This window comes from Mycobacterium sp. E1715 (genome assembly GCF_001667625.1).
Classification (GTDB): Bacteria; Actinomycetota; Actinomycetes; order Mycobacteriales; family Mycobacteriaceae; genus Mycobacterium.
In genome coordinates this window covers 1-10,810 of record NZ_LZJJ01000575.1, presented here as the reverse complement: position 1 = coordinate 10,810, position 10,810 = coordinate 1, and the positions used below count along the sequence as shown (strand labels likewise).

Genomic DNA, 10,810 nt, shown 5'->3' with positions numbered 1-10,810 from the left:
CGCCGCCCGTTCGCGTCGATGTGTGACAGCGACGAAGTCGACTTCAATGAGGTGTTTTTCACCGACGCGCGGGTGCCGGCCGAGAATCTGGTGGGCGAACTCAACGGCGGATGGCGGGTGGCGACCGGTTCCCTGGGGCACGAACGCGTGATGCTGTGGATGGGGTACGTCGACCTGCTGCACGAATTGAGCATCGATTTCGCTCCCGCGAGCTCACTTGAGCGGGATCGCTACGCCACCCTGGTGATGGACGCCTACGCGTTGCGCCTACTGGGGTCCGTGGCGTTGTCGCGCGCCGCGCGCGGGGAAGAGGACGTGCCGGCCCAATCGGTCCTCAAGTTGCTGGGCTCCGAGGCCCTGCAACGGGCATCGGAGGACGCGTTGAATGCCGCGCAGACGGACGGGCTGGTGCACCGCGCGGTGACCGCCCCGTTCGCCGCCCTCAACCTCGACAGCCATTACCGCAGCTGGTTCGACCGATACGCGCGCACCTTCGCCGCGACGATCGCCGGCGGCACGTCGGAGATTCAGCGGAACATCATCGCCGAGCGCGTGCTCGGCCTCCCCCGGAATTAGCGGGCGTCCCGCCAGGCGTAGTACCCGATCGCGACCAGCCCGGCGGCGATCGACACGGCGCCTAACACCATGCCCGCCAGTGCGGTTCGGGGATTGCTCGCTTCGCCCCGCTGGACCCGTCTGCGCGCCGCGTCCCCCGTGATCACCGCCGCGATCCCGAAAGGCACCCCGAGCAGCATCCAGCATGTGAGGAGCGCGACCACGCCGACGAGCAGCGAGGCGACGCCCAGCTCGTTTCGAGGAGGCTCGGGCTGACTCATCGCGTCCCATCGTCTCGGTGGCCAGACGAAGTGTACGCGCACCCGTTAGATCACATCCGTCACACAGATTCAGGACCCGCCATTCTGCTCGCCGCACAGCGACAACGGGAGGTTACTACTGGCGATCAGGATTCCGGGGCCGGCTAAAGCTCGGCAAGGCGTGGCGCAAAACCCCTGTCCACCAGAGCCTTTCCGGCATCCCGGGTCAGCTCCCGCGTGTTGCCCAGCAGACCGTCCAGCGTCAGCGACCGTTTGACGTGGTGGTGCAGCGCGTGCTCGGCGGTGAAGCCGACCCCGCCGAGCACCTGCTGGCAGTGCCGGGCGGCGGTCAGCGCCGCCTGGCCGGCGGCGGCCTTCGCCAGCAGCGAGGCAAGGCCGTCGTGATCGTCGGAATGCGTGGCGACATGCAGCGTCGCTTCGGCACCCTGGATCGCGACCAGCGTCTCGGCCAGCCGGTGCCGGATCGCCTGGAAAGAGCTGATGTGACGGCCGAACTGAACGCGGTCCAAAGCGTGCCGGCGCGCCAGCGCCAGCATGGCCCGGCCGGCGCCGACCAACCACCAGCCCAATGCCCGCCTGCCCGCGTCCAGGGCCGGCCGGGTCAACGAGTCCCCATGTGCGACGCGGTGTATCGGCAACAACTCGTCGATCGCCGAACCGGCGACCTCGCCGCGCTCCCAAATCACCCAGGAGCCGCCGGCGAACGGTAGCGGCATGGTGTCGCCGGGCGCGGCGCCGGACTCGCGTAACACCAAGTCGTTGAGGACCGGGGCGTGGGCGCCGGTCTCGCCAAGCAGCCGGAATACCAAAGGGACGGCGACATCGGGCATTTCGTCCAGCATGTCCCGCCAGCCCAGGTCGGTCAGCGCCGCATCGAGCTTGACCCCCGACGCGGCCGCCATCGTCGTCCGCAGCGAACCTTCCAGCAGGCGCAGCGACTCGGGATCCGTCATGCCGTCCACGGTTCACTCCTTCCCGAGGTCGAGCAGCCGGCGGGCGATGATATTGCGCTGAATCTCGGCGGTCCCGCCGTAGATGGTGGCCGCGCGTGAGTACAGGTATTCCGCGCGCCACGGTGTGTCGTCGAGTTCGAGCACTCCGGGCAGCAGGTCGCGGACCGTGTCGTAGAGCCGTTGCTCCGCGCCGGCCAGCAGCACCTTGTCGATGGACGTGTCCGGTCCCAGGCGTGCCCCGTCGCGCAGCCGGTACTGGGTGTCGCGGGACCGGCAGCGCAGTGTGTGCAGCGCCAGATACGCCGCGCCCAAGGCGGATTCGCTGGGATCGCCGGCGGCCGACGCCTGCACGATGAGTTCGTCGAAGCGGGAGTACAGGTAGGCGATTCGCTGCCAGAAGCAGGTGGACCGCTCATACGGGAGGAGGTCCATGGCGAGTCGCCAGCCGTCGCCCGGTCGGCCGAGCATCCGGCTGCCCGGGATCACCACGTCGTCGTAGTAGACCTCGCAGAATTCGTCCACGCCGTGCATCGTCCGGAGCGGCCTGATGGTGATGCCGGGCGTGTCGAGGTCGACGAAGAAGGCGGTGATCCCGTCGTGGCCCGGTCCGGTGCGGGTGAGCAGGACGCAGCGCGACGAGAACTGCGCGAAGCTGGTCCACACCTTCTGCCCGTTGACGATCCAGTTGTCGCCTAGCTGCGTCGCACGGGTGGTCAGCGAGGCCAGGTCGCTGCCCGACCCCGGTTCGGAAAAGCCTTGACACCATTGCTCTTCGCCGCTCAGCAGCCGCGGCACCATTTCGGCGGCGAGCTCCGGCGGGGCGTAGTCGATCATCGTGGGTGCGAGCACCTCGAGCATCGAATAGGGGCCGGGTTCGGCGAGGCGGCGACCAACCACCTCCTCGCCCACGATCGCACGCAGCACCGCGGGGCCACCCAATCCACCGACCTCGGCGGGCCAGCCGTAGCGCATCCAATCGGCGTCGTAGAGCGCGCGGCTGACCCGGGCGAACTGCCGCATGTGGCCCTGTAGCGAGTGGTCGGGTCCCGGGGTCAGGTCGTTGTCGTCAAGCCACGATCGCAGGCCCGCCCGGAACTCCTCGACATTCACGGCGCGGGGCGGCCGACGGCGTGCGGGCGCCCGGAGTCGTGCACGCCGCTGCGGCGAATGAACGTCATGGCACGGGTTTTCAGCCGCCACCCGTCCGGGGTGCGGGAGTAGGTGTCGCGGTAGTAGCCGATCCGCATGTCGTGGGTGGCGTGGTCGATGAAGCACAGCGGCTGGGTGCCGCTCGCGGAGTCACCATCGAGGTTCTCGATCAAGGCGGTTCCGGTGAGGAACAATCCCTTTGGGGCGGCGGCGACCAATTCGGGGAACCTGTCCAGCTTGTAGGTTGAGCCGAAGGCGCTGTAGGTGCCGTCCGGGGTGAAGACGCCGATCAGCCCGTCGATGTCCTCTTGGGTGATGGTGACCGCGTAGCGGGCGAGCAGCTGCTGGATCTCGACCAGGTCGTCAATTCGAGTTTGCTGATTTGTCGACATAGACCTTGCCGCCTTTCATGACAAAGCTCACGTGCTGGGTGACGGTGATGTCTTCCAAGGGGTTTCCCGGCACCGCGATGATGTCGGCGAGCTGACCCGCCGCGAGTCGGCCGCGATCGGTCGAGTTGATCAGCTCGGCCGCGGTCACCGTGGCCGCCCGCAGCACCGCCAGCGGCGGCAGCCCCCAGTTGACAAGGGTGACAAGTTCGTCGGCGTTGCGGCCGTGCGGGATCGCGGGCGCGTCGGTGCCCACCGCGATCTTCACGCCCGCCTCGTACGCCGCCACGATCGAGGTGCGCGCCTTCGGGAACATCTCGGCCGCCTTGGCCTGCAGCTCGGGCGGGGCGTGCGAAACGTCCATGGCGTCCCCGTCGGCGAGGCGCCGGGTGCTGACCAGGAAGGTGCCGTGCTCGACCAGGGACGCGATCGCCTCGTCGTCGATCAAGAAGCCGTGCTCGATGCAGTCGATGCCGGCGTCGACGGCATGCTTGACCGCCTCGGCCCCGTGCGTGTGCGCGGCGACGCGCAGCCCGCGCCGGTGCGCCTCGTCGACGATCGCGCGCAGTTCCTCGTCGGAATAGTGTTGTGCGCCAGGCGGACCGGTCAGCGACATCACCCCGCCCGAGCAACAGACCTTGATCAGCTCGGCGCCGTGTTTGATCTGGTAGCGCACGGCCTTGCGGATTTCGTCGATGCCGTTGGCGATGCCCTCTTCGACGGTCAGCTCCAGCGCGTGGGGCGCGAACGCCGCGAACATCGTGGGGTCCAGGTGGCCGCCGGTGGGGGTGATGGCGTGCCCGGCCGGCACCACGCGCGGACCGTCGATCCAGCCCGCGTCGATGGCCTTGCCCAGCGCGACGTCCAACAGGTAGCCGCCGGTCTTGACGAACAGGCCGAGGTTGCGCACGGTGGTGAATCCGGCGCGCAGCGTGCGCCGCGCGTTGCCGACCGCGCGCAACACCCGCGTCGGCGGGTCGTCCTGAACCTGGGACAGGCCGGGCTTTTCGCCGCGGCCGCCCATCAACAGGTTGACCTCCATGTCCATCAGCCCCGGCAGCAGGATCGCCTCGCCGAGGTCGACGAGCTCGCCCTCCGGCTCGCCGCCGACCCGCACGATCCGGTCGCCCTCCACCTGGACGACGCCGGGGGAGACGATCTCGCCGGCGTCGACATCGAGCAGCCCGGCGGCCTTGAGCGTCAACACCGGTCAGATCACCGGCTCCCGGATGCACTCCACCCAGGCCGCGCCGCTGTCGGGCACCCTCGGCTGTTTCCAGGCCTCGATCGGAAACGACACCATGACGAGCGACTGCATCATGTGCATGAGAGCCTTTGCGTCCTCGGGGAGATCGTCGAGTGGGTATCTGTCACAGTAGGCGATCACGTCGTCGAGGCGGGGGAAGGCCACGTCGTAGAAGGCCTGCATCTCGGCCATCGTCGAGGACAGCCGCTTGGCGTAGCGCTCGGGTTCGGTGGCCAGGTCCCAGCCCAAAAAGGGCTCGAGGTCGGCGAATTCAGCGGGCAGCAGCGACGTGGCCATTGTTCTGATACTCCTTGACGTAGTCACCGGTCGTCTTGTGCAGATGACGGATCAAGACTTCCTGGTCGCACAGCAGGAATTCCGTGACGGCCCGCGTGCCGATCATGGTCTGGGTCGCTTCCAGCGTGTTGGCGTCCTGCAGCGCGTACTCCTTGAAGGTCACGGCGGCCAACTCCTGGGCAAGCCGCTCCCGCGCATTGCGCGGCGGGACGAAATACAGCGTGCACTCGAAGATGTGCTTGTCCACGGCGGTCGGCCAGTAGTGGTAGGTCAAATACCAGCCCGGCTCCCAGATCAGCAGCATGAAGTTCGGGTAGAACAGCCACGAGTCGATGCCCCACTGCGGCACCCTCTTCACGTTGACGCCCGGTGGCAGGTCGAGGTTTTCGATGATCTCCGGCTTGTCCCATGGGCCGAACAGGCCGCTGCGCAACACCTGGTCCATCGGCTTCACCATGGACATGTCCGGGGGCGGCGCCTGGCCGCCCCACGTCGACTGCAGATTGTGCGGGCCGGCCAACTCGTAGTGCAGCGCCTCATAGCCGTACTTCTGGATCTTGGCGGCTTCTTCCTTGGTGTACTGGCCCTGGTGCAGGATCGGCGCGTGGTAGAACTCGACGAACGCGTCGATGAACAGCTTCCAGTTGCTGCCGACCTCGGCGCGGTAGGAGTACGTCTCGGTCATCTCGCCGAAGGGGTAGCCCTCGATGCTCTTGGCCAGTGGCCCGAGGTAGTCGACGAGCGGCGCCGCGTTCTGGTCGAAGTTGATGAATATGAAACCTTCCCACACCTCGCATCGGACCGGCGCCAGGCCGAAGTTGCCCTTGTCGAGGTTGAAGAACTCGTCTTCCTGCTGGACGAAGGTCAGCTCACCGTCGAGGCTGTAGCGCCAGGCGTGGTACTTGCAGGTGAACTGCCGGCAGGTACCGGAGGTCTCCTCGTTCGGGAAGTCGTTCCACACCAACTTGTTTCCGCGGTGGCGGCAGACGTTGTGATACGCCTTGACCGATCCGTCCTTCGTCTTGACGATGATGACCGACGTGCCCTTGCCCGCCGACGGCAGTTCCCGGGTGAAGTAGCTGCCGGTGCGCGGGAGGCGATTGATCCGCCCGACGTTGAGCCAGGTCTTCCTGAAGACGGCGTCGCGCTCGGCGTCGAAGAACGCCGGATCGATCGAGTCGGTGTAATCGACAGGCGCCGTGCCGAGTTCGGGGTAGTTCTCTGTCCAGCTGCCTGCGGCCGGCTTGGGGAAGTGGGGCACCTTTCTACCTCTCTCAGTGGTTCCGATCGGCGTTTTCGAGCTGTACGCCAAAAGTGTTGAAGGCCATGGCCAGCGTGGCGTAGCAGCCGACCGTGAAGACGAAATCCATCCGCTGCCGGTCGTCGAGGCGCTCGCCGAGCGCGGCCCAGGTCTCGTCGGACAGTCGCGATTTGTCGTCAAGTTCGTCGACGGCGGTGATCACCGCGCGATCGAACTCGTCCAAGTCGCCGGCGCTCTCGCCGGCATCACCAACTACGGCGGCGATCTGATCGTCGGTGATTCCCTCGTCCCTGGCCATGCGGGCGTGGTGAGACCACTCGTAGGCGCATTCGCGACGATGCGCCACGCGCAGGATGGCCAGCTCGCGGACGCGCGCCGGCAGCGTGGACGAGGTCAAGAGATGAACGTTGAACCGCAGAAACGCCTTGGCCAGCGCCGGGTGGCGGGCGAGGGTGCTGAGCGCGTTGTTGGCAGCCGGGTCACGCATCGCCGAGAGCGCCTTGTGGGTGGTTTCGTCCCACTGATCGGCCGGCAGCGGCGGCAACCGCATCCGAGCTCTCCTCTCGCCATCCTCCCCGCCACCTCTCGGCCAGGGAGAATCAGATTCTCATTTACAACCAATAGAGTTGCACGAATCGCGCGGCCGGTCAATGCCGGCGGGAGGGGTCTCGCCCGGCTGGGATGCCGCGCGCGCACGCGGCGTCCAAAACGGCTCCCTTCCTGCGAAAACGTCCGCGGCCGCGCGGGGCTCGCCGACAACGAGGCCGGCTACCTCGGCGCATCCTCGTCCCGGGGCGGGCGGTTTATGGGCGTGTTCCGCCACCGGTGGGGCGGGCGAAAGCCGGTCGTGGCGTCGGCTGGATGTTGATTCTCGCTTGGCGAGAAGATAGTTTTCATTTTAGTGATCTTGGCACGGGACAGCGATTCGCCGAGGCTGCGTGGGAGCGGAACCGGATAGGCGGACCCGACGGAAGGGCAACGGCCATGAACAAAGAAGACATGATCCTGATCAGCGTCGACGACCACACCGTTGAGCCGCCGGACATGTTCAAGAACCACCTGCCGAAGAAGTATCAGGACGACGCGCCGCGGCTGGTGCACAACGCCGACGGTTCGGACATGTGGAAGTTCCGCGACACCGTCATCCCCAACGTCGCGCTCAACGCCGTCGCCGGTCGGCCGAAGGAGGAGTACGGCATCGAGCCGACGGGGCTCGACGAGATCCGGCCGGGTTGTTACAACGTCGACGAGCGCGTCAAGGACATGAACGCCGGCGGCATCCTGGCCTCGATCTGCTTCCCGTCCTTCCCGGGCTTCGCCGGGCGGCTGTTCGCCACCGACGACAACGACTTCTCGATCGCGCTGGTGCAGGCCTACAACGACTGGCACATCGACGAGTGGTGCGGCGCCTATCCCGCGCGCTTCATCCCGATGGCGATCCCGGTGATCTGGGATGCCGAGGCGTGCGCCGCCGAGGTGCGGCGGGTGTCGAAGAAGGGCGTGCACGCGCTGACCTTCACCGAAAACCCGGCCGCGATGGGCTATCCCAGCTTCCACGACGAGTACTGGAACCCGCTGTGGAAAGCGTTGGTGGAGACCGACACCGTGATGAACGTGCACATCGGGTCCTCGGGCCGGTTGGCCATCACCGCGCCGGACGCGCCGATGGACGTGATGATCACGCTGCAGCCGATGAACATCGTGCAGGCCGCCGCCGACCTGTTGTGGTCGCGGCCGATCAAGGAGTACCCGGACCTGAAAATCGCGCTGTCCGAGGGCGGAACGGGCTGGATCCCCTACTTCCTCGAGCGCGCCGACCGGACCTACGAGATGCACTCCGCCTGGACGCACCAGAACTTCAAGGGCAAGCTGCCCAGCGAGGTCTTCCGCGACCACTTCCTGACCTGCTTCATCAGCGACAAGGTGGGCGTGGCGCTACGCAACATGATCGGCATCGACAACATCTGCTGGGAAGCCGACTACCCGCACAGCGACTCGATGTGGCCGGGCGCGCCGGAAGAGCTGTGGGACGTACTGAGCATCAACAACGTTCCCGACGATGAGATCAACAAGATGACGCACGAGAACGCCATGCGCTGGTACTCGTTCGACCCGTTCACGCACATTTCGCGCGAACAGGCGACGGTCGGTGCGCTGCGCAAGGCCGCCGAGGGGCACGACGTGTCCATCAAGGCGAAGGGCCACGACAAGGACAGCCGGGGCGGCTCGTCCTTCGCGGAATTCGCGGCCAACGCGAAGGCCCTCAGCGGCAACAAGGATTAACGGTCCCGTTCCCGGGCGAGCAGACGCAGAATCGCACTGCGCGGGCCGCGATCGTGCGATTCTGCGTCTGCTCGCGCTTGATGGAGGTGCGCCAATGCCCAGCGCCGGAATGAACTTCGAGCTGACCGATGATCAGGAGCTGATCCGCCGGTCCGTCGCCGAGCTGGCGCGCAAGTTCGACGACCAGTACTGGATGGAAAAAGACCAGGCCCACGAATTCCCTTCCGAGTTCTATCAGGCCATCGCCGACGGCGGCTGGCTCGGCATGACGATCCCCGCCGAGTACGGCGGTCACGGCCTCGGGATCACCGAAGCCACCATCCTGCTGGAAGAGGTCGCGAAGTCCGGCGGCGCCATGAACGCCGCCAGCGCGATTCACCTGTCCATCTTCGGCATGCAACCGGTGGTGGTGCACGGCTCCGACGAACTCAAGGCGCGCACGCTGCCCAAGGTCGCCACCGGCGAGGTGCACGTCTGCTTCGGCGTGACCGAACCCGGTGCGGGGCTGGACACCTCGCGCATCACCACCTTCGCCAAACGCGACGGCGACCGCTACATCGTCAACGGCCGCAAGGTGTGGATCTCCAAAGCCATGGAGTCGGACAAGATCCTGCTACTCACCCGCACCCAGAGCTACGAGGAAGTGTCCAAGAAGACCGATGGGATGACGTTGTTCATCACCGACCTCGACCGCAGCAGGGTCGACGTCCGCCCCATCCGCAAGATGGGCCGCAACGCGGTCAGCTCCAACGAATTGTTTATCGACAATCTCGAGGTTCCGGTCGAGGACCGAATCGGCGAGGAGGGCAAGGGATTTCAGTACATCTTGGACGGCCTCAACCCGGAGCGGATGCTGATCGCCGCCGAGGCGCTCGGCATCGGCCGGGTGGCGCTGGACAAGGCGGTGAAATACGGCAACGAGCGTGAGGTCTTCGGCCGGCCCATCGGCATGAACCAGGGCCTGCAATTCCCGCTCGCCGACTCGCTGGCACGCCTCGACGCCGCCGAGTTGATGCTGCGCAAGGCGACCTGGCTGTACGACAACGGCAAACCCTGTGGGCGCGAGGCGAATACCGCGAAATACCTGTGCGCCGACGCCGGCTTCACCGCCGCGGACCGGGCGTTGCAAACCCACGGCGGCATGGGTTACGCGGAGGAGTACCACATCACCCGCTACTTCCGCGAGGCCCGGCTGATGAAGATCGCGCCGGTCAGCCAGGAGATGATCCTGAACTTCCTGGGATCCAACGTGTTGAAACTGCCGAGGAGCTATTGACCGCGCCCGACGAGCACGTGCTGCTGTCCGAGGACCGCGACGGCGTACGCACGCTCACGCTCAACCGCCCGCGCCGCAAGAATGCGATCAACCCCGAACTGTGGATCGCGTTGCGGGACGCGCTGCAGGCCGCCGGCCACGACCGCGGCGTGCGCGCGCTCGTGCTCACCGGCTCCGGCGGCAGCTTCTGCTCCGGTGCGGACATCTCGGTCCCCGACGACATTCATCCGACCTACAAGCTGCAGCGTTTGACCGACGTGGCGCTGGCCCTGCACGAGCTTGCGATGCCGACCATCGCCAAGGTGGCCGGAGTGGCCGTCGGGGCGGGATGGAACCTCGCGCTGGGATGCGACTTCGTCGTGGCAACGCCGGAATCGAAGTTCTGCCAGATCTTTTCCAAGCGTGGTCTGTCGATCGACCTCGGCGGATCGTGGTTGCTGCCCAAACTCGTTGGCCTGCAACAGGCCAAGCGGCTCGCGCTGCTCGCCGAGACGATCGACGCCGAGGAGGCGCACGCGCTGAACTTGGTGACGTGGCTGGTGCCGGCCGCGGAGATCGACGCCTTCGTCGACGATCTCGCCCACCGGCTGGCGGCCGGCCCGCCGATCGCCCTCGCCCACACCAAGGCCCTGCTGAACGAGGGTGCGGACAGCACGTTGCGCGACGCACTGGCCAACGAGGCCCGCGCCCAGGTCGGTAATTTCGCGACGGCCGACGCGTCCGCCGCCTATGCCGCCTTCGCGCAGCGGCGGGAGCCGTCGTTTACTGGCCGGTGGGCGCTATCGAAATCCAAGGAAGCGGAGTAGGGAAATGCGGGAAACAGTCATCGTCGAAGCCGTGCGCACCGCGGTGGGCAAGCGCAACGGCGGCCTGGCCGGGATGCACGCCGCGGACCTGTCGGCCGTCGTCCTCAACGAACTGCTGGAACGCACGGGAGTCGGCCCGGAGATGGTCGACGACGTGATCTGGGGATGTGTGTCCCAGGTCGGCGACCAGTCCAGCAACATCGGCCGCTACGCGGTCCTGGCCGCCGGCTGGCCGGAGACCATCCCCGGGACCACCGTGAACCGCGCGTGCGGCTCGAGCCAGCAGGCGCTCGACTTCGCCGTGCAGGCGGTCA

The 10,810-nt window shown here is 66.8% G+C and carries 12 protein-coding genes and 1 pseudogene; 5 read left to right on the top strand and 8 right to left on the bottom strand.

Annotated features, from left to right (window positions below; translation table 11 throughout):
- Positions 1–576 (top strand): acyl-CoA dehydrogenase family protein (locus tag A9X03_RS28010; protein ID WP_255396753.1); only part of this gene is annotated, 576 nt, incomplete at its 5' end.
- Here the strand turns inward: A9X03_RS28010 and A9X03_RS28005 are convergent.
- From A9X03_RS28005 to A9X03_RS27970, 8 genes are all read right to left on the bottom strand, one after another.
- Positions 573–836 carry a DUF4190 domain-containing protein gene (locus A9X03_RS28005; protein WP_067759618.1) on the bottom strand — a complete coding sequence of 88 codons (264 nt, stop codon included), beginning with the start codon at positions 834–836 and terminating at the stop codon, positions 573–575. The two genes, A9X03_RS28010 and A9X03_RS28005, sit on opposite strands and share 4 nt — an antisense overlap.
- A gap of 143 nt (positions 837–979) precedes the next feature.
- Positions 980–1,789 (bottom strand): acyl-CoA dehydrogenase family protein, encoded by an 810-nt coding sequence (locus tag A9X03_RS28000; protein WP_068263986.1) that lies wholly within the window; start codon positions 1,787–1,789, stop codon positions 980–982.
- Between the two features lie 12 nt (positions 1,790–1,801).
- On the bottom strand, positions 1,802–2,899 hold the full coding sequence (locus tag A9X03_RS27995) for an acyl-CoA dehydrogenase family protein (RefSeq protein ID WP_068263985.1): 1,098 nt from the start codon (positions 2,897–2,899) through the stop codon (positions 1,802–1,804).
- On the bottom strand, positions 2,896–3,330 hold the full coding sequence (locus A9X03_RS27990; protein WP_067758381.1) for a nuclear transport factor 2 family protein: 435 nt from the start codon (positions 3,328–3,330) through the stop codon (positions 2,896–2,898). Before A9X03_RS27990 ends, A9X03_RS27995 begins: the two co-directional genes overlap by 4 nt.
- The gene (locus A9X03_RS27985) at positions 3,302–4,534 is read right to left on the bottom strand and encodes an amidohydrolase family protein (RefSeq protein WP_067758384.1); all 1,233 of its coding nucleotides are present in this window, start codon (positions 4,532–4,534) and stop codon (positions 3,302–3,304) included. The genes A9X03_RS27990 and A9X03_RS27985 overlap by 29 nt, the downstream gene beginning before the upstream one ends.
- A 3-nt stretch (positions 4,535–4,537) precedes the next feature.
- Positions 4,538–4,870, bottom strand: coding sequence for a hypothetical protein (locus tag A9X03_RS27980; RefSeq protein ID WP_067758387.1), 333 nt, complete (start codon positions 4,868–4,870; stop codon positions 4,538–4,540).
- A complete protein-coding gene (locus A9X03_RS27975; RefSeq protein WP_067758390.1) occupies positions 4,845–6,131 on the bottom strand; it encodes an aromatic ring-hydroxylating dioxygenase subunit alpha in 1,287 nt (428 codons plus the stop codon). Before A9X03_RS27975 ends, A9X03_RS27980 begins: the two co-directional genes overlap by 26 nt.
- Positions 6,132–6,144: 13 nt before the next feature.
- Positions 6,145–6,681: a carboxymuconolactone decarboxylase family protein gene (locus A9X03_RS27970; protein WP_067758393.1), complete on the bottom strand. Its 537-nt coding sequence runs from the start codon at positions 6,679–6,681 to the stop codon at positions 6,145–6,147.
- A 434-nt stretch (positions 6,682–7,115) separates the two neighbouring features.
- On the opposite strand from A9X03_RS27970, the gene A9X03_RS27965 reads away from it, so the two are divergent.
- The 4 genes and pseudogenes from A9X03_RS27965 to A9X03_RS27950 all read left to right on the top strand — a co-directional run.
- Positions 7,116–8,414: an amidohydrolase family protein gene (locus A9X03_RS27965; protein WP_067778518.1), complete on the top strand. Its 1,299-nt coding sequence runs from the start codon at positions 7,116–7,118 to the stop codon at positions 8,412–8,414.
- A gap of 109 nt (positions 8,415–8,523) precedes the next feature.
- A complete protein-coding gene (locus tag A9X03_RS27960) occupies positions 8,524–9,690 on the top strand; it encodes an acyl-CoA dehydrogenase family protein (RefSeq protein WP_067778515.1) in 1,167 nt (388 codons plus the stop codon).
- Positions 9,687–10,496 (top strand): enoyl-CoA hydratase/isomerase family protein, encoded by an 810-nt coding sequence (locus A9X03_RS27955; protein WP_067778513.1) that lies wholly within the window; start codon positions 9,687–9,689, stop codon positions 10,494–10,496. Before A9X03_RS27960 ends, A9X03_RS27955 begins: the two co-directional genes overlap by 4 nt.
- A gap of 4 nt (positions 10,497–10,500) precedes the next feature.
- Positions 10,501–10,810, top strand: a pseudogene (locus tag A9X03_RS27950) (acetyl-CoA C-acetyltransferase); the annotation flags it as partial.